Annotated in this window: 16 protein-coding genes and 6 pseudogenes; 7 read left to right on the forward strand and 15 right to left on the reverse strand. The window is 59.7% G+C overall.

Annotated features, from left to right (window positions below):
* The first annotated feature begins 1 nt into the window (after position 1).
* A complete protein-coding gene (locus A3C3_RS0101580; protein WP_022712868.1) occupies positions 2–1,207 on the forward strand; it encodes an NAD(P)/FAD-dependent oxidoreductase in 1,206 nt (401 codons plus the stop codon).
* 904 nt (positions 1,208–2,111) lie between these two features.
* On the opposite strand, the gene A3C3_RS0101590 is transcribed toward A3C3_RS0101580, so the two are convergent.
* The 4 genes from A3C3_RS0101590 to A3C3_RS0101605 all read right to left on the reverse strand — a co-directional run bounded on the left by A3C3_RS0101590 (position 2,112) and on the right by A3C3_RS0101605 (position 5,554).
* Positions 2,112–3,140: a mechanosensitive ion channel family protein gene (locus A3C3_RS0101590; RefSeq protein ID WP_022712870.1), complete on the reverse strand. Its 1,029-nt coding sequence runs from the start codon at positions 3,138–3,140 to the stop codon at positions 2,112–2,114.
* 71 nt (positions 3,141–3,211) lie between these two features.
* The gene (locus A3C3_RS0101595; protein WP_022712871.1) at positions 3,212–3,637 is read right to left on the reverse strand and encodes a cupin domain-containing protein; all 426 of its coding nucleotides are present in this window, start codon (positions 3,635–3,637) and stop codon (positions 3,212–3,214) included.
* A gap of 62 nt (positions 3,638–3,699) precedes the next feature.
* The gene (locus tag A3C3_RS0101600; RefSeq protein WP_022712872.1) at positions 3,700–4,452 is read right to left on the reverse strand and encodes an SDR family oxidoreductase; all 753 of its coding nucleotides are present in this window, start codon (positions 4,450–4,452) and stop codon (positions 3,700–3,702) included.
* A 148-nt stretch (positions 4,453–4,600) separates the two neighbouring features.
* Positions 4,601–5,554, reverse strand: a complete 954-nt coding sequence (locus A3C3_RS0101605; protein ID WP_022712873.1) for an MBL fold metallo-hydrolase — start codon at positions 5,552–5,554, stop codon at positions 4,601–4,603.
* 74 nt (positions 5,555–5,628) lie between these two features.
* Between A3C3_RS0101605 and A3C3_RS44940 the strand changes: the two genes are divergently transcribed.
* On the forward strand, positions 5,629–5,928 hold the full coding sequence (locus A3C3_RS44940) for a hypothetical protein (RefSeq protein ID WP_156890769.1): 300 nt from the start codon (positions 5,629–5,631) through the stop codon (positions 5,926–5,928).
* 172 nt (positions 5,929–6,100) lie between these two features.
* Positions 6,101–6,714, forward strand: a pseudogene (locus tag A3C3_RS0101615) (MASE1 domain-containing protein); the annotation flags it as partial.
* 70 nt (positions 6,715–6,784) lie between these two features.
* On the opposite strand, the gene A3C3_RS0101620 reads toward A3C3_RS0101615, so the two are convergent.
* The 7 genes and pseudogenes from A3C3_RS0101620 to A3C3_RS43050 form a co-directional block, all read right to left on the reverse strand.
* Positions 6,785–7,357, reverse strand: a complete 573-nt coding sequence (locus A3C3_RS0101620; RefSeq protein WP_022712876.1) for an NADPH-dependent FMN reductase — start codon at positions 7,355–7,357, stop codon at positions 6,785–6,787.
* Between the two features lie 85 nt (positions 7,358–7,442).
* Positions 7,443–8,108, reverse strand: a complete 666-nt coding sequence (locus tag A3C3_RS0101625; RefSeq protein WP_028739308.1) for a nitroreductase — start codon at positions 8,106–8,108, stop codon at positions 7,443–7,445.
* 369 nt (positions 8,109–8,477) lie between these two features.
* Positions 8,478–8,602: pseudogene (locus A3C3_RS43040) on the reverse strand (DUF2274 domain-containing protein); the annotation flags it as partial.
* 414 nt (positions 8,603–9,016) lie between these two features.
* Entirely contained in the window at positions 9,017–9,355 is a 339-nt protein-coding gene (locus A3C3_RS46570) for a hypothetical protein (protein WP_022712879.1), read from the reverse strand.
* A gap of 158 nt (positions 9,356–9,513) precedes the next feature.
* On the reverse strand, positions 9,514–9,921 hold the full coding sequence (locus tag A3C3_RS0101640; protein WP_022712880.1) for a cupin domain-containing protein: 408 nt from the start codon (positions 9,919–9,921) through the stop codon (positions 9,514–9,516).
* 80 nt (positions 9,922–10,001) lie between these two features.
* Positions 10,002–10,757, reverse strand: coding sequence for an SDR family oxidoreductase (locus A3C3_RS0101645; RefSeq protein WP_022712881.1), 756 nt, complete (start codon positions 10,755–10,757; stop codon positions 10,002–10,004).
* Between the two features lie 189 nt (positions 10,758–10,946).
* A pseudogene (locus A3C3_RS43050) lies at positions 10,947–11,123 on the reverse strand (carboxymuconolactone decarboxylase family protein); the annotation flags it as partial.
* A gap of 386 nt (positions 11,124–11,509) precedes the next feature.
* Here A3C3_RS43050 and A3C3_RS0101650 point away from each other — a divergent pair.
* A complete protein-coding gene (locus A3C3_RS0101650) occupies positions 11,510–12,427 on the forward strand; it encodes an MBL fold metallo-hydrolase (RefSeq protein ID WP_022712882.1) in 918 nt (305 codons plus the stop codon).
* A 519-nt stretch (positions 12,428–12,946) separates the two neighbouring features.
* On the opposite strand, the gene A3C3_RS0101660 is transcribed toward A3C3_RS0101650, so the two are convergent.
* The 4 genes from A3C3_RS0101660 to A3C3_RS0101675 are packed head-to-tail and all read right to left on the reverse strand — an operon-like array spanning position 12,947 to position 17,889.
* Positions 12,947–13,639: a response regulator transcription factor gene (locus A3C3_RS0101660; RefSeq protein ID WP_022712884.1), complete on the reverse strand. Its 693-nt coding sequence runs from the start codon at positions 13,637–13,639 to the stop codon at positions 12,947–12,949.
* Positions 13,629–14,018: a response regulator gene (locus A3C3_RS0101665; protein ID WP_022712885.1), complete on the reverse strand. Its 390-nt coding sequence runs from the start codon at positions 14,016–14,018 to the stop codon at positions 13,629–13,631. The genes A3C3_RS0101660 and A3C3_RS0101665 overlap by 11 nt, the downstream gene beginning before the upstream one ends.
* Complete coding sequence (locus A3C3_RS0101670) at positions 14,015–14,662, reverse strand: response regulator transcription factor (RefSeq protein WP_022712886.1); 648 nt, start codon at positions 14,660–14,662, stop codon at positions 14,015–14,017. The genes A3C3_RS0101665 and A3C3_RS0101670 overlap by 4 nt, the downstream gene beginning before the upstream one ends.
* Complete coding sequence (locus A3C3_RS0101675) at positions 14,662–17,889, reverse strand: MASE1 domain-containing protein (RefSeq protein ID WP_022712887.1); 3,228 nt, start codon at positions 17,887–17,889, stop codon at positions 14,662–14,664. Before A3C3_RS0101675 ends, A3C3_RS0101670 begins: the two co-directional genes overlap by 1 nt.
* Positions 17,890–18,071: 182 nt before the next feature.
* On the opposite strand from A3C3_RS0101675, the pseudogene glnQ reads away from it, so the two are divergent.
* The 3 pseudogenes from glnQ to A3C3_RS46575 all read left to right on the forward strand — a co-directional run.
* Positions 18,072–18,248, forward strand: a pseudogene (glnQ, locus tag A3C3_RS43055) (glutamine ABC transporter ATP-binding protein GlnQ); the annotation flags it as partial.
* Between the two features lie 10 nt (positions 18,249–18,258).
* A pseudogene (locus tag A3C3_RS44945) lies at positions 18,259–18,432 on the forward strand (shikimate dehydrogenase); the annotation flags it as partial.
* A pseudogene (locus A3C3_RS46575) lies at positions 18,432–18,620 on the forward strand (response regulator); the annotation flags it as partial. The pseudogenes A3C3_RS44945 and A3C3_RS46575, both read left to right, overlap by 1 nt.
* Positions 18,621–18,636: the final 16 nt, after the last annotated feature.

An 18,636-nucleotide genomic window follows, 5' to 3' on the forward strand; every position in this document is an offset into this window, starting at 1 on the left:
CATGAGACTTGTGATTGTAGGCGCCGGGTTCGCTGGCATGTACGCCGCACTTTCCGCAGCCCGCCTGCGCGATATCGAAGGCGTTTCGCCCGAAGAGCTCGAAATCGCGCTGGTGTCCCCGGAACCGACGCTCGTCATCCGCCCCCGGCTTTACGAGCCGAAGCCCGAGACCCTGACGGCACCTCTGCAGGATGTATTTGACGCCGTCGATGTCGCGTACGTGCAGGGCAGCGTCGAAGCAATCGACCCGAAGGCCTGCACCGTAGACGTCGTCAATGCCAAGGGCGAACGAAAGACCCTTCAGTATCATCGCCTTGTGCTCGCCACCGGCAGCCGGCTGTTCCGCCCGAATATTCCCGGCCTTGCCGAATACGCCTTCAGCATCGATAACATCGATGACGCCATTGCCCTCGATCGCCACCTCCACGCGCTTTCGAAGATGCCGGCTTCGGCCGCGCGCGACACCATCGTTGTTGCCGGCGCCGGTTTCACAGGGATCGAGGCGGCGACCGAAATGCCTTCGCGGCTGCGGGCCCTGTTCGACAAAACCGTCAATCCGCGTGTCATTATCGTCGATCGCAGCAGCGCGGTCGCCCCCGACATGGGCGAAGGTCCTCGCCCGATCATCGAGGAAGCACTGCGCAAGCTCGGCGTGGAAACGCGGCTCAACGCCGGGGTTTCATCACTCGATAAGTCCGGCGTTACGCTGAGTACCGGCGAGCATATCGAAACCATGACCGTGATCTGGGCGGCAGGCATGCGGGCCAATCCCCTGACCACCAAAATTCCCGGCGAGCGTGACAAGTTCGACCGGCTGCTGGTCGACGGCTGCCTGCGCGTGCCGTCCGTGCCTGGCGTCTTCGCCACCGGGGATGCGGCGCGCGCCGCGTGCGACGACTGCGGCAACTACGCACTGATGTCGTGCCAGCATGCCACACGCATGGGCGCCTTCGCGGGCAACAATGCCGCCGCCGAACTCTTGGGTGTGCCGGCACGGCAATATCATCAGGAAGCCTACGTCACCTGCCTTGACCTCGGCGATGCCGGAGCCCTCTTCACCCGAGGCTGGGAGCGCAAGGTGGAGATGGTCGGCGAGAAAGCAAAGGCGACCAAGCAGGAGATCAACACTGTCTGGATCTATCCGCCGAAGCCCGAGCGCGCCGCTGCGCTGGCCTCAGTTGATCCGGAGCATGTGACCAACCTCTGATCGCATCCCAAGATGGGGCTGCGCTCTCAACAAGAGCGCAGCTTGCCATATTCGGGCTTGTTCCTGACACAACTCTCGATCATTTCTTCCCGAGCGCTTTCGGCTCGTCAGCGATCTTTGAAGGTGTGCCGCAAAGAGCAGACCGCCTGGTTCTCACCTGGGAACCGTGATCGTCTCCGTATTTGCTCAAAACAAGCTTTTCATTGTCCCGGTATCGGGAAGTCCACCGCGTTTTCTGTAAGCCGGTTGAGGCCGAAGCCCACATGACTCCATCATCCGATGGTCGGAGAGATATGGTTCAGCAAGCGGCAGGACGACTCTATGCTATCAGCGCGAAGGTGACTGGTGAGCTCGGAACCGAGCAATTCGCTGCCGCTGCCGGGCAGACCGATGCGTGCGCTCGCGCATTCCTTGGGCCGGATGGCTCTCGCACCCTGGTGTCGCCGCTTGACGACCATGAATGGATTCGCCCGTTCGGGCTCAGATGTCTGACTGCAGAATTTAATGGCGCCATCTTTTCAGTCGAATGGAAGGAGGCACGTGGTCCAAACACGTCACCGTAGCGCCACAACTACGCACGCAATCCGACCTGCGATACAGCGAACTTAAGCTTCAGCGGCGGCGCTGAGCCAGCGCTGCGTTGCGCAAGCGGGCGAAGATTGCGGACCTCAAGCTCGGGCCGAAGTAGCCAGCAGCACCCTTGTGTTCCTGCTCCCTACAGTCCTGACATCAACTCTACCGAAAATGCCGTCGTCAAGCTGAAAGCCTGCTGCCACCGAGACCCAAGCGCTCCATCAGCCCCCTCTGGCGCGCCCGTCGGGGCGATCGCGACCTCGTCTCACCGACCTAAATTCGCAGATGACTTCAGAGCGGCAGGACATGATTCCGATTAGAGAAAAACGCTCTAGACTGAGCGGGATGAGAGCGCCTCATTGTTCACATCGGGATATTCGTTGGCGGCCGATGTCGGCACGAAAACGAGGCTTTCGGCCGGCATGGCCAGCGAAAGACCGCTTGCTCTGCATCGGTCATGGAGGAGGTCGACGATCTCGTTCTTGGCGGACGTTCGAGTGGCGACGCTGTCGACGCGAAACTGCAACTCGACTTCGATTGCGATCGCGTCGATGGCTTTGATGGCAACGACCGGCGGCGGATTCTTCACGATTCGGACACTGGCTTGCAGCACGGACCGCATGACCTCCTCGACAAGACGCGGCCTTTGCGTAGCCGCGATGCGCACACGCAACGCGATCTGGTGGGTCTCGTCAGGGCGACTGAGATTTGTCACACCCTGTTTTGCCAGTATGCTGTTCGGTAGCACGACGACATTGTACGTCGCGGTCAGCAGGTTGGTGGAGCGCCAGTTGGTTTCGACGACGCGGCCCTCAGTGCCGTCGCTCAACTCGACCCAGTCGCCTATTGCATAGGCCCTGCCGAGCGTCAGGGCGATGCCGGAAAAGACATCGCCGAGCGTGTTCTGCAAGGCGAGGCCGAAGATGATGGCGATGACGCCCGATGTCGCAACCAAGGTGCCGATCGGCATGCCGAAGACGAAACCGATGACTGAAAGCGCCACGCCGAGATAGATGACGGCAATGGCAATATCCTGGATGAGGTGTGCGTTCCGCGACTTGTGGTTAAGCCTGACATAGATGTGGACGAAGCCAATGATCGTCCACGCGAGATGGGTCCACCACAGGATCCTAGCCGATTTGGAGAGTAGCGCGGCAAAACCCTGCGTAAAGATACCATCGGGCCGGTGCGGCGCGATTCTTGCCGTAAAGAGTACGAAACTCATGCCGGTAAAGAAAAGGATCTGGACGATCAGGCGACCTGTCGGACGGTTTCCGCCCTGAATGTGCCACACGACGATCCCGGCAATTCCCAGAATGTTGATCAGGACGAGCGGCAGGAAGTTGTCATCACCAAACATAACTGGGTTCACCGATCATGGTTTGCGTCAAAGAACTGCCGGGCACGGCATCGTGTGCCCGGCCAGATCGCCTATTTCTTGATCGGGAAGGTCAGTTCCTTCTCAGCGGTATCGACCACAAAGACAGCGAGCAGCTTTGCCGGCTTAGTCTTGCTGGCGTTTTCGCTGACACCGTGGCGATCGCCCGGCAATTCCGAAAAGCTGTCACCGGCTTCATAGACCGTGACGGGCCCGTCATTGACCTGGCTGCGGATCGCCCCTTCGAGGACGGTCGCGTAAATGAAGGCGGACACTGGGTGTGTGTGGCCCTCCGAGAAGCCGCCCGGAGCATATTCGACGAGAACGCCCTTCATGCTCTTGCCTGGAACGTTCGGCAGTTCATGGTCATAGACCAGCGTAACCTTCGCGCCCTCGCCGCCACCAGGCGTATCATGTGCAAGAGCCGAACCTGATAGGAGAGCCGTCAACGCAACGGCAAAATGCAATGACTTGATCATGTCTATCGTCCTTTCCTGACTGAGGCACTGGGCCGCCTATAAGACGGCCCGTATGCAAGTCGTTATTTTCTGGGCGTTGTCGCAAACCAATCATCGAAACGGATGTGGCCGATGCGAGGATGATTGTCGGAAACGAGTGAACCGTCTTCCAGTTTGGTTCCGAAATAGCGGGCATCCGGATCCGCGACGACAGTGCGGGAATCTCCGATCGCCTTGAGGTAGCGCGCGGCGAAATCGCAGAGACGCGCGCGCTCGGGGCCGCAGATTTCGATAATGCCGTTAGCCGGCGCGGCAAGGGCCGCGTCCGTGACGAAATCGGCGACGTCGTCGGACGCGATCGGCTGTAGGAAACCCGTCGACAGGCGGGCCGTGTCGCCGACCGTGCCCTCTTGGGCGATACCGCCGAGAAATTCCATGAACTGTGTGGAACGCACGATCGTATAGGGAATGCCGGCTTCACGGATGATCTTTTCCTGGGCGACCTTGGCTCGAAGATAGCCGCTATCCGGCAACCGATCCGTGCCGACGATCGAAAGCGCGACGTGGTGTTTCACGCCGGCCTCGATTTCCGCTGCCACCAGGTTCTTGCCCGCCGTCTGAAAGAATTCGAGCACGGCCTTATCCTCGAAGGATGGCGAGTTCGCGAGGTCGATCACCACCTCGGTATTCTTCAGTGCTTCCGCCAGGCCCTCTCCGGTGAGGGTATTGACGCCGGTTTTCGGGGCAGCGGCAATGACCTCATGCCCTTTCTTGCGCAGGCGCTCTGCGGTCTTGGAACCGATCAGGCCGGTTCCGCCGATAATCACGATTTTCATAGGATGCTCCATTTGCTGCGCGCCCATGCGGTGCGCGTGGTTCAATAGGTGGATAGGTGAAGGCCTTGTCGAAGCTCGGGCTTCAAGGCCGAGCTGGACATGGCCTTCAAAGGATGACGCTCTGGTTCGGCCTTAATTCATCATGCGGTCAGTAGTCCCAGAAGACCGGGACCCAACGAAAGGCGTCGCCGTCGACCGCGACATGGCCAACAGAAGGAAACGGCATATGAGTTGCCACCAGCAGTTCGCCGGTCGCTGCAAGCTCCCGCAAAAGCCGGACCCGAACGCGGGCAGCCTCCTCGGGGTCATGTTCGAAACCGTTGTGCCAGTCGGGGTGGTCGAACCCGACCGCGAACACGGCGTCGCCGGCAAACATTAGACGGTCGTTGCCTGAGGCCACACGGACCACGCTGTGCCCGGGGGTGTGGCCGCCGGTTCGAGAGACGACCACGCCCGGCGCCACTTCATGCTCATCCTCGAACAGCCGCAGCTGGCTCTGGTAATCTTTGCTGAACCGTTTGGCGGCCGCCCGCAGCGCGTCAGGGAAGCCCGCAGGCATCGAGACGTGGGAAAAATCGGGCGACTCCCAAAATTTGACCTCGGCAGCGGCCACATGGATCCGCAGGTCCGGATTCAACCGTTCCTTCACCCCGTCGACGAGCAGCCCGCCAACGTGGTCCATGTGCATGTGGGTCAGCACCACGTCGGTCACGGATCCAAGATCGATGCCGGCGGCCCCCAGTCGCTTCATCAACTGCCCGGCCCGCGGCAAGTTCAAGTCCGGGTCCAATCCTAGCCCAGCGTCGATAAGGATGGTCTGCCCGCCGCTACGCACCACGACCACGTTCAGCGCCCAGTCGAAGGCATCCGGCGGCAGGAACATGTCGCCCAGCCAGGCGGCCCGGGCGGCCGGGTCAGCGTTGTGGCCCAACATAGCGGTTGGGAGCGGTAGCACCCCATCGCTGACCACCAGCACGTCAATCTCGCCGATCCGCACCGCGTAGCGCGACGGAACCAGCTCTTCGGGTCCCGTTCTACCGGGGTGTGAGGTGTTGTCCGCTTTCATGCTTGCCTCCTGAGGGTTGTCGATCATCTGGTTCATCTTTGAAAACTCCTGCGTTCTATCTTGGTGCTAGATCCTTGGTGGCTCACGCTTCCTGGACGGGAGCGCGGTCAATGCGGGTGAAGTCTTTAGCGATCGGCGACACACTCACTGCTGGCGTGTCCTCTAATGATCTATCGAAACCGATCTGCGGCTGCGCCAGAACGATTGCTGCCGCTGCAGAGCAATTGCTGCGCATGCGGCAATCGCCCGGGGTTTCGCCGGTTTGTTGGATGCAGCCGCGAGAGAAACGTCCGGCAATGATCCTCAAGGACATCCTGGTCTTCGGGATCGTCGTTCACGTGGTTCTCGACTGCTTCGACGGCGTCAGTCGTCTGGCAAGCTGGTGCGGCGCAACATCTCGGGGCCATTGATTGAGGCTCGACGTCCTTTCCCAAGTGGGCGGAACGGTGCCAAATGGATTTCTACAAGTTGCGGCGTCGCACCAGACTAGGGTGCGACGCGGGACCCCCAGCGCCAATATCGAGATTAAATCGCTCGAAACGCTAGCGATCTCAGGTTTTATTTGTTCTGCAGGAGCAGCCGATGATGCCCGTCTGGCCGTATCGTCCCCACCCTCGGCATCTTTGTCTTTTTATCGTGGCCTACGTTCTGGGCTGCGGTTTCGCTCAGGCTCTCGCAATCGTTCCCGGAACCGGTATTTCCATTTGGTCTCCGAGCGGGCTTTTCATTGCCACGCTCGTTCTGGTTCCGAGGCAGAGCTGGCCATGGTGGGTGCTAGCGGGATGTTTCGCCGAGCTGCTCAGCAATCTCCTGTGGTTCCACAGCCCTTTGCCTGCCGCCTTTTTGATATATGTCGGCAACGCCCTCGAGGCGGTGGTCGGTGCCTTGCTGGTCAATTGGGCCTTGAAGCGATCGATCCGATTGGAAACGTTGCAGGAGGTTCTCGCTTTCGTCGTGCTGTGCGCGGGAGTTGCACCGCTGGTGAGCGCGACCGTGGGAAGCGCGACACTCGCCTGGTTCGGAATATTTTCGCAAGGCTTCGCCGGCGCCTGGCCGCTGGTGGATCGGAGACGCCACCGGCGCCTTGATCGTTGCACCGCTGGCGTTGATCGTGATCCAGAACTGGCGACAAGACTGAGTTCTCGGCGGCCCGATGGGCAGAAGCCTGCGTCCTTGGGCTGATCTTCCTCGGCGTCAACTCCGAATCTCGACAAAGCCAGTGAATCACGACCAAAGTCTTCACGCCAGGGCCTTTTTCAAAGCCCGCTAGGCATCTTTCGGCAGCACTGAGCGAACCCTTGCGATGAAGACATGGAAGTCCTGCATGAAAGTGCGAAGGAAATCAGCGGTGGTGTCATTCATGACCTCACCGTCATCGGTGATCAGCCCTGGTGTGAACTGGATGTAGGCTTCCGGGGCATTCATTTGGGGAGAGTTGCAGAAGCTAAGCACGCTGCGCAAATTCTGCTGGGCGACTGCTGTGCCTATGGCGCCCGGCGAGGTGCCGATCACCGCTGACGGCTTGCGTGTGAACGAGTTGGTGCCGTAGGGGCGGCTAGCCCAGTCGATTGCGTTTTTCAGCCCGCCAGGTATGGATCGATTATATTCGGGCGTGACGAACAGCACGGCGTCGACGGCCGCGATTGCCGCCTTGAATGCCTTGCCAGCCGGCGGGTAGTCGGCGTCATAGTCGTAGCTGTAGAGCGGCAGGTCCTTGAAGGATATCTCCGACATTTCAAGTTCGGGCGGGGCAAACCGCACCAACGCCTTGGCGAGCTTGCGATTGATCGAGGCCTTGGCGAGGCTGCCGATGAAATAGCCTACTTTATGTGTGGTCATGGCGTTCTCCAATATCACGCATGATAAAGGAAGTATCATACTTCAGATTCATAGAAGGGTCTCTTGTCCTTTTGAGCCCAAGTAGCTAACCGCCGACGAACGTGACCGTCTCGTGGAGCGGGGCGCGGCCTGTACGGGCGGAACTTGCGGTGATATCCTCGTACCCGATCGACATGCCGCAGAAGAGGATGAGCCCGTCCGGGGGTGACAGGACCTCCGCGACCGTCTCGCGAACCTGCGACCATGCCATCTGCGGGCAACTGTGCAATCCTTCGGCCCGGAGCAGCAGCATGACGGTCTGAAGATACATGCCGACGTCGGCCCATTGGGGCCGGCCCAGGTCGCGGTCGATGTAGCAAAACAGAGCGGCGGGCGCGCCAAAACAGTTCCAGTTGGCGATGGCTGCCCGCTGGCGGGCCTCCCAGTCCTCGCGCGCTATGCCAAGCGCGCTGTAGCGCTCCTTGCCAAAGGCAGATCGGCGCTCCCCGTACGGGGATTTCAGCACCGGCGGGTACATCTCATACTGCCGCTCGTCCCAATGGTCGCCGTGGGCCACACGCTCGATGGCGGACGTCTTGAGCTCGACAAGCGGCGGACCAGTCAACACGTAAGTGTTCCACGGCTGGATGTTCGATCCGGACGGCGACCAAGCTGCAGCGGACAGCACGCGCTCAAGCACCGCCCTCGACACAGGCTCGTTTTTGAATCCGCGCACCGCCCGGCGGCTTGTGACTGCCTCATATACGTCCATGGTCGCCTCCATACCGGCCATTCGTTTCGGTCTATCGGGGTGTGAGGTATTGTCCATACTCATGGTCGTCTCCTCATGTCTGTTCCGGTTCTGATGTGGTTCGTTATCTCCATTCGCAATGGAGACGTAAATCATACCGGGGTCTAGGAGGTGTAGATCAAACGTATATCAGGGATCGGTGCATCCGAAGGGCATGTGGCCGAAGCATCGCTGAAACCCCGCGCCACCCCGACCTTGGGTACCGCCCCTGAACGGCGCGGTTGTCATCATCCTCATCTGCAAGCAACAGACCCGGGATTATCCGTGATGACAAGGTGGAGAGCGCCCTCATCCATGTCGAGGCGAACCACAGCGATCCGCAGCTTCAATTTAGATCGAGGTGCGGCGAGCCTTGGCGAATCCCCGATCAGTCGCGATGAACCGCTCCAGCATAGGCACGATCAGGCCAACGGGGTCGCGACTGGCTGCCCGGTCTCGCGGGCCAGTTCATCGGCTCCGACCGGCTCGTTGCGACGCTAGTCGGCCGGGGGCGATACGGTCGCCGGACCTCGCAGCACCGCCGGAATCACCTGATAGAACTTGCATCGCTGATTTGGCGCCCGCCATAGACCAGCCGATAGACGCCGGGCTGGAAAGGAAACATCGCGTAGGCAACCCCTTTAATGGTCTCGGTATCATGGTCCACGGGCAAGCCGTCGCGGCTGATCGCGAATAGCTCTTTGCCTCTGGTTCGCGCCGGGACCATTCCGCGCAACATCGTTCCGGTTCGCCGGTCGACCAACGCCTCGAAGGTAAGGACGGTACCGTCCAGGCGATCTGCCCGAAGTGCGAGTTGTTGTGGCCCTCGGTCCAATCGAGCAATTGTTGCACCGAGACCAGCGGCACGCCGCGGGCTTTCGCAGCCCTCGTCAATTGTCTGTCGAAATCGTCGGTGAAGTCGTAATGCGTCCCGAACGCGCCATAATAACTTGAGGCCCCAGCGCCCGGTCAAGCTGTGTCTCGATGGCTGACGGGAAGCGCATGCCGCTCTCGTTCACCAGATGCGACGCCGCCTGGTAGACGTCGATCATGCTGCCATCGAGATCGGCAAATCGCATCGGCAGACCGGAGCCGGTCATGAAGCCGGGACGGTTCTGTATCCACGATCCGGGCCAATAGTAGTAGATGAGGTCGATGCGGATCCCGTAGTGCGCCTCCATCTTCGGCGTCGATACCCAGTCGCTCCACGCGATGCAATGCTGCGGCATAGGCAAGAGCCTTTCTGGGCGACAGCCGCCATTCGGGTAAACCCACGCGGTGGCGCGGTAGCATTCCCACGCGGCGAGCAAGCACCCCTTCGGCTCGGCGGGCTTGAGCCGGTCGGATGAGTCCTCGGTTCCGCTGGGCGTGCCGTCCGTACGGAATATTACTTCACCGGCATGACGACCGGAGCATCCTTGTTCTTCAGCAGCACAACGATAAATTTCGCCGGTTTGGACGTGCTCGCGTTGCGACTGACCAAGTGAATGTCGGAAGGGCCTTCATAGTAAGTCTCCCCTGGCGACAAGGTGACTTCTTTTTCACCTTTCACCTGCATCACAATGGAGCCTTCCAGAACGTAGACGAATGCATTTGCGTCGTGCCTGTGGATAGGGTCTGAACCTCCCGGCCCATACTCGACCGATATCATTAGCCCTTCCTTGCCAGGATAATTTGGAAGATCCTTTTGCATGAGGGATGTGACCTTTGCACCATTTTCAGCCGCAATGCCGGGCAGGGTGCCAAGTAGAGAAGCGGTCGCGGAGACAAAAAGCGAGAAGAGAACTGCTTTCATCGTCGAAATCCTTTTAGTTTGTTGAATTGTTTGCATAAATGCGTTTCGAGCTCGAACAACACGTTGTTCGATGCCTGGGCTTACTTCGGCTGCCGGGACTGTCGGAACCATTCCTCAAAGCCGATCTTGCCGAGCCGTGCACCGTCGGCAGGCACCAGCGACTGGTCATTCAGTTTAGTGCCGAAATAACGAGCATGAACATCAGCTTCGACAGTCCGCGGGTCATTGCTTGCTTTCAGATACCGCGCAACGATCTCGTTCATGGGAGCGCGCTCGGGACCCGCAATCTCGATCGTGCCGTTGAGCGGCCTGCAGAGGACAACGTCGGCCATGGCATCGGCAACGTCGTCCGATGCGATAGGCTGGAAAGATGCAGGCGAGAGCCGCGCGACGGTACCGACAGTTGCTTCATCGGCAATGCCCTGCAGGAATTCGAAGAACTGCGTGGAATGGACGATTGTGTAAGGGATCGGCGAAGCTTTGATGAGTTTTTCCTGGGCAAGTTTGGCCCTCATATAGCCGCTTTCTGGCAGCCTTTCCGTTCCTACAATGGATAGGGCAATATGATGCTTCACTCCGGCCTTTGCTTCGGCCGCCAGCAGATTATGGCCAGCCGTTTCGAAGAATTCCAGAACCGCTTTGTCTTCGAAAGAAGGCGAGTTGGCGAGATCAAGCACGACGTCGCAACCTGTCAGCGCTTCAGCAAGACCTTCGCCGGTGATCGTATTTACCCCGGAGTTTGGTGAGGCAGCCAGAACGTCGTGTCCCTTGGCCCGCAACCGCGCAACAGTCTTTGAACCGATAAGGCCGGTCCCGCCGATCACAACAATTTTCATAACGGATGTCCTCAAAAATGAAAGTTTCGGATCATTTCGAACGCTTCGAACAATGCCGGGAGCGACAGATCCATTCTATCGTGCAAGGAGCGTAAAGTTCTAATCGCCGGGTTTAGTCGACCCATCCTCAAGTCTAGTCCAGGAACGGGTGATACGAGTGTTGCCGCCGGGCGCGAGGAAGCGTTTAACCCTTTCCCGGTTCAATTTCCTATAGAGCGGCGGCTCTCGCCATGCGTCGAGCATGTAAACCCGCATTTTGGTTTCGCCATGTGAGCGAGGATCGCTCGCATGCATGTAGATACAAAAGGCGCAGCCATTGATCTGCGAGGCACGTAATTTGACGAGCTCGCCAAGCCTGGGCTCCAGTCACCTCCCAAAATGGCCTGGCTATTGTGCAAACGGCGGGGAATAGGCCCCCTGCACGATCTCCAAGCGCTTTTGGAAGTGAGCCAGAACCGTTATCGAAATATGATCTCTTCTATACCAATTCCAGTCTGGCAGGTGCGGCCAGCAGGTGCGGTATCGGGTCGGTGGAAGGCCGACGAGCGAATCAAGCTGGGTCATAACTGAACCGTTGCATCTCAGCTGATCTATTCAGTCGCTGACCTCCAGCGCGTGTTGCCGCGATCGTGGCGACAGAACCTATACCGAGGTATGGCTCGTACTACCTCTTGACCCCATAGATCGCAAACACGGCTCGACATAGCGTCTTAGATGCCGCGTCTAAGGCGGCGGTGAGAAGGAGAGCTAACATGGATTTCGAACTTACCCCACACTCTGTTCGAATGGGTACCGACGACTTGGTTCCGTCACGCTACGCGCTGCGGATCGGCGAGATTGATGTACTAGTGGTCAGCGATGGTGTGCTAACGCTGCCGGGCGCGATGTTGGGCCACAACGCCGAGCCGGCTGTGCGGGCGGCCTGGCTGGATTACAATTTCCTGCCCACTGACACGCTCGATTGGGGGCTGAACGTGGTCGTGGTACGTAGCGGCGGCCGGACCATACTTATCGATGCTGGGCTGGGGGACGACCCGAACTTAAACTTGCCGCGAGCCGGGCAGTTGGCGCATAGATTGGAGGCCGCCGGCATCCATCTTGCGTCCGTCACCGACGTGGTGCTTACCCATATGCACATGGACCATATTGGCATGCTGCTCGTCGACGGCGTGAAGGACCAGCTGCGTCCGGATCTGCGAATCCACGTGGCGGCCGCCGAGGTGGAGTTTTGGACGCACCCCGATTTCTCCCACGTCTCCATGCCGCAGGGGTTCCCGGACGCGCTGCGGGCGGCGGCCAAGCGGTTCGCGGAAGAGTACCGCAGCAATCTGCAAACGTTTGAGGAGGAGCACGAGGTTGCACCGGGGGTGGTCGTCACCCGCACCGGCGGCCACACCCCGGGGCACAGCGTGGTGCGCCTCGCGTCCGGCGGCGACCGGCTGATGTTCGCCGGCGACGCCGTGTTCGCGGTCGGGTTCGAGCACCCCGACTGGTTCAACGGCTTCGAACATGACCCCGAGGAGGCGGCGCGCGTTCGGGTCCGTCTCTTGCGGGAGCTGGCGGCGAGCGGCGAACTGCTGGTGGCCACTCACCTGCCGTTCCCATCCGTCGGCCATGTGGCGGTCGACGGCGACGCCTTTCGTTGGGTACCGCTATTCTGGGACTACTGACCTCTTAGCCGGATCAGGGCCGCACTAGGGCGCGTATTCACAACGTTGATGACCCCACGCCCTAGTGCCAAAAAGATATCAATAACCCCAGCGATTGTGCCTAACACCTGCATTCGATGGTCTGGATATGTGGCATGGCCGCGAACCGCGAAGATCTTTTACTGTTTCCATGAAACGATGAAACGATCTAGGCGACCGCATGCGTTTGAACAACTGGTCGATCGCTGCCTCGTACGACGCCGCCCGTCACCGGCTTAGGCTTCGGCTTCTCTACCGTGAGCAGGTCGATCATCTCCGCGCCGCACCGGTTGTGCTCCGGCGGCATGCATTTGTGGGGGTTTCTGCTCGGGATCGATCCGGCATTCAAGCGGCGTGTCATGGGCGGTACATAGGGTTTCCCCACCCGTTTTGCTCTTCGGCCGCAAACCGCTGATCTACCATGGCGTGGTTCGGATAGTGCTGCATTTGCTCACGGCAGCAAGTGGCCCTTCGCGGCTTTCGCAGCGGCGCAACAGTACCCTAGTTCGCGCCGAACTCGCGCATCGACGCGGGCAGCGTTTCCCATGCCCGGATCAGCTCGCCGACGGAAGCGACCTCCATCTTGCGCATGACATTGCCGCGATGCAGCTTTACGGTCACTTCACTGATGCCGAAGTCGAAGGCGATCTGTTTGTTGAGGCGTCCGCGCGCCACTTCATACAGAACTTCGCGCTCGCGTGGCGTCAGCGAATGAAGGCGTTCGACGTTGCGCTTGACGATCACGGATTCCTCCCGCCGCGCAACATCCATCGCAATGCCCCTAATCACAGCGTCAAGCAGCGTTTGGTCCCGCACGGGCTTCGTGAGAAAGTCCACGGCGCCGGCCTTCATCGCCTGGACGGTCATCGGAATGTCGCCATGCCCGGTCAGGAAGATGATTGGCGTGAGGCTGCCATTTTGGGCCAGATGATGCTGCAGGTCCAGACCGCTCACTCGTGGCATGCGAACATCGAGGATCAAGCAGCCGGGGCTGTCCAAGACGTTGGTGTCCAGCATTTCCCCGGTCGAGGCAAAGCAAACAGGCTGGAATCCGGCCGACAGGATCAACTCCGACAGCGCCTCCCGCATGGACGCATCGTCATCGACAATGATGACGAGCGGCTGCTCTGCTTCGCTTTTGCTCTGCTGTGACAGGGGCGCCAATCTCCCGACGAACGACTGGTCAACTCTCATGATCATCCTCCATGTTTCGATTGGTTAAGGCGTTGTCCACGGCAGCCAGCAAGGCCTCGGCATCGAAGGGCTTGCGGAAAAACCCGCTGATGCCGCGGGCGCGATCCTGATCCGCAATCTCGTGGCGGCCGGTGATCAGGAACACCGGCAGCAGCGGCCGCACCTTCTTCACCCAATCACGAAGTTCAAAGCCGTCCATGCCTGGCATCCCGATGTCGGTGATGAGCAAGTCCACGCCCGACAGCCCGCTGATGAGTAGCGACCCCGCGGACGAGAAGCTGTGGGCAGCATAGCCCGCGGACTCCAGAAGGTCCTCCAGCGACTCGAGCAGTCTTGGATCGTCATCAACAATCGCCACGACAGGTCTTCGCTTGCTCACGCTCCACTCCCTCCTGCTCGGCGCGAGTGGGTGATCGGTATTTCCAATCGCTCCGCGATACGTACGAGATCAGCGAGCGACGCCGCTGCCATTTTGTGCATCACATTCCTTCTATGGATTTCCAGCGTGACCTCGCTGATCCCCAGCTCCGCGGCGGCCTGCTTGTTGAGAAGACCACTCACCACGAGCGGCAGCACCTCACGTTCGCGCGGCGTCAGGTCTAAATAGCGTTGCCTCAGCGCGCCGACGTCGGCGCGTTCTGATCTCTTTTCCCGATCCTGGGCGATCGCCGCATCGATTGCGGCCATGAGGTCCGAATCACTGAAGGGCTTAGTTAGAAAATCCACGGCGCCGTGCTTGATCGCGCGCACCGAGGACGGGATGTCACCATGCCCTGTTATGAAAACGATCGGCGGATGTTCGCCCGCGGCGATCTGCCTCTGCAGATCGAGGCCGTTGATATCCGGCAATTCAACGTCGAGGATGAGGCAGGCAGGGACGTCCGGCTTGTCCGCGCTGACATAATCGCCGGCCGATCCGAACGCGATGGCGCGCATGCCGTGGGAGGCAAGCAGCTCGCTGAGCGCCTCTCGCATGCGTTCATCGTCATCCACGATGAAGGCGATTTGATCGTCCGTCGCCATCACTCTGCTCCCACTTCATCGGGTAAAGTGAAGACGAAGGTCGCTCCATGCGGTTGGTTCTTCTCCGCCCACAGCCGTCCGCCGTGAGACTCGACAATCGAACGACAGATCGCGAGCCCCATGCCCATCCCGTGCGCTTTCGTCGTAAAGAACGGCTCGAATATCTTGTCAGGAGATTCGACGCCCCGACCGAGATCACTGATCTCGGTCTCGACCGCGTGCCCCCTCCGCCGCGCGCGGATCCGAAGAACTCTGTCAGTCGTAATGGTATCCATGGCCTCCATGCCGTTGCGAATAAGATTGACGAGAACCTGCTGGATCTGGACCCGATCGAGCGTGACAGGCGGAAGGTTGCTTTCGACATCAACGTCCATACGGACGCGCCGCCGCGCCGCCTCCTCAGCGGTTAGGTCACGCGCATCCGCGATGACGCTGTCCAGTGCCGTGGCATGCCTCGTTTCGACCGACTGCTTGAATAAGGCGCGGATGCGGCTCACGACGTCGGCGGCGGCATTTGCGTCACGAATGATGCGCTCCACCGTCTTTTGCGCGCGCTCGAGATTTGGCGGTTGAGCCGTGAGCCAGCGCTGGCAGGCGTGCGAGTTCGCTACGACGGCCGCTAACGGCTGGTTTACCTCGTGTGCTATAGAAGCCGAAAGCTCAGCAAGGCTCGCCGCCTGACTCGCACGCGCAAGGCTCTCTTGCGCCAGACGCAGCTCTCCTTGCGCGCGAATCTCACCGTCGATGTCCAGGCAGATGACGTTCCACTGCACGATGGCGCCTTCGGCGTTGCGCATCGCCGCGGCACGAGTATCGACCCAGCGATATTCGCCATCGAAGCGCCGCAGACGGTGCTTCCGGGCATACGGCTCGCCGGTGGACAATGAATGGGCATATCTCTCTTTGACCCCTGCCACGTCGTCGGGATGAACACCGGCATCGAGTGTGCCGGCCAAGCGAGACTTCCCGGTTCCGTCCAATTCTTCAAGCTCATACCCGAGGAATTCGCGGAGCTGTCGACTGCGATATAACGGCTCGCCGTCGGGCGCAGCGCAATCGATCATTACCGGTAGCGTTTCAACGAGCTCCCATAGCGAGCGCTCTCTCTCGCGCAGCGCCTCCTGAGAAATCACAAAATCGTGGATATCGACGTTGGCGCCGTACCACCGGATGATTCGGCCACTCTCATCGCGGAGCGGATCCGCACGCCCCTCTGTCCAGCGGTATGAACCATCCCATCGGCGGTTGCGAAATTTCAACTCGAATGCTTCACCCGTGCTGAAGGAGTGGGTTAGGGCGCGCTCCAAAGGGATCCTGTCGTCAGGATGAACGATGGCCTGAATTGCTCCGGCTAGTCCTTGCTCGGCATCAAAATCCTCCAGTTTCAGGCCGATATAATCCATCATGGTCTTGTTGATGTATGCGGGCTCGCCCCCGGGCGTTACGCACCAAATCTGTACTGGCACTGTGTCAATGAGTTGCTGAAGCTGCCGCTCGCTGCGTCGCAGAGCCTCCTCGACGCGCAGCTGATCGTCGATGTCATGGGAGAGGCCGTACCATTGGAGGATGCGCCCGCTCTCATCGAGCAGCGGCTCCGCGCTGCCTTCCACCCAGCGGTAGACGCCATCCGCACGCCGCAGGCGATAAGTCTTGGAGAAGCGCTCTCCGGTTACGAAAGAATGGTTGAGCGCTTCCCTAAGGCTGGCCGCATCATCGGGATGGACGGCGGCTTCTATGATGGCTGCCAGCCGGCTCATGCCCGGTTTGTCCAAATCCCCTACATCCAGACCGAAAAAGTCAATCAAGCGCTTGTTGAAGAAGGTCGGCTCGCCCTCCGGACTTAACCGCCAGAGCAGGCTCGGAACCATATCCACGAGCTGCGAGAGCTCCCGCTCCCGGTCGCGGAGCGCTTCCTGTGCGCGCATCTCATCGTCGATTTCGATGGAAATTACATACCATTGCGCAATCGCTCCGTGTTGATCCCGCAGCGGTTCTCCGCGGCCATCAACCCACCGATATGCGCCGTCCGCACGGCGCATGCGATATTTCATGGAGAAGGACTCGCCGGTAACGAATGAGTGGCGGGCCGTCTGTAGCAGGCTAACTGCATCATCGGGATGGACGAGGCTCTGTATGATTGCAGCCAGCCGGCTCATGCCAGGCTTGTCCAAATCCCCTACATCCAGACCGAAAAAGTCAATCAAGCGCTTGTTGAAGAAGGTCGGCTCGCCTGCGGGCGTCAGACGCCTGATCTGGACTGGAACCATGTTCACGAGCTGCGATAACTCCCGCTCCCGGTCGCGCAACTCCTCCACGCTTTGGCGCAATGTGAGCACCGCCAGCTGATGCTGCCGGGATATGGCGGCCACGATGAGCGCCGAAAATGCCGAGACGGCCAGAAAAAGCTGCAGCATGACCTGCTTATGCTTCTGGGACTCAGGATCGCCGGCAAATTGACTGGCGCCGGATATCGTGAATACTGCCGTGATCATAGCGAGGAGAGTTAAGCTGACCGCGGCGCCTTTGAACTCAAAGCGCACTGCGGCCCAAAGAAGAGGCGGCATGATGATGTAGGCGAAGGGCAGGTAACCGCTCAAGGAAAGGGCAGCGACACCAAGAAAGATCAGCCCCAGGACACAAGCTTCCATCCATTGCGCCACCGAGAGCTGGGCCTTGCCGCGCCAGTTCTGCAATACGACCAGCGCCAGTGGTGCCACGATCAAGACACCGGTTGCGTCTCCGATCCACCAAAGAGGCCAGGCAGTTGTGAAGGATTGCGATTGTATGCCAAACCACGCAAGTGTCGCGCTTCCCACCGTAGCGCTTATGACTGGCGCAATTCCAGCGCCCAGTACCACGAATGCGAGAACTTCCTGCAAGGTTTCCAGCCGCACCGGCCGCCCGCAGATCCGGATCACCAGCCATGCGCCGGCCGCCGCTTCAAGAGCGTTGCCGGCGTAGATCAGGACGGCGGCAGGCAACGGACTATGGAACCACAGGAAATTGCTAAACAGTTCCGCCAGAAGGCCCCCCAGCACCCACCACGGCCAGCTGTGCCTGGAAGCAAGGATAAGCGTAGCCATTAAAAGCCCGCCCGGAGGCCAAATGGAAATACCTGTTCCGGGTACGATTGCTAGCGACTGAGCGAAACCGCAGCCCAGAACATAGGCTACGACAAAAAATCCCAGATGCAAAAATTGGGGGCGGTGCGACCAGACGCATATCATTGGCTTCTCCTGCCGGACAAAAAAACCTGAGGGCTACCAGCGCGCTTCCTATAGCACTTGTTCTCCAATATCTGGCCTGGCGAATCATACGCCCACCCTAATCCGGTCACGGCCCAACCGCACCTCATGGAAATCCATGAGATGAAGTGGATATCTGCGGATCTGATCGGCGGATTCACACAGGCATGACGATGATCTGCGTCATCCATGAAATGGGCTTTGCCCGGCAGGTGGCCGACCGCGTGATCTTCATGGCCTCCGGCGAGATCATCGAAGAAGCGCCGCCGGAAACTTTCTTCCGCAATCCGACGCATCCGCGCACCCAAGCCTTCCTCGGCGAAATCCTGGCTCATCATTAAGGCGATGCACATGACGGTTCCAAACGAAACGACGAAACGAGCTGTGTTGGTGGGGCTGATCGGCGCCGATATCCAGATGTCGAAGTCCCCTGCCCTGCACGAGCGCGAAGGCGTACTTCAGGGCCTCGACTATCGCTATGAACTCCTCGACCTTGCAAAGCGCGGCCTTCCGGCTACCGCCCTGGCTTTGAACTTCGTGATCAGCTGAAAAAGCTGCGTCCGGAATTGCCGGTATTCCTGATTACTGGCCGTCACGAAATCGCAGATCAGGGCCGCGCCCAGGGCACCAGCGGTTTCTTCCGCAAGCCCTTCGATGCCCCTGGCCTGCTCATCGCCATAAGCGAAGCTTGCAAAAATCGAGATGGAGGTTAACATGAGAATTAATTAG

This window comes from Rhizobium mongolense USDA 1844, from assembly GCF_000419765.1.
Taxonomy (GTDB): Bacteria; Pseudomonadota; Alphaproteobacteria; order Rhizobiales; family Rhizobiaceae; genus Rhizobium; species Rhizobium mongolense.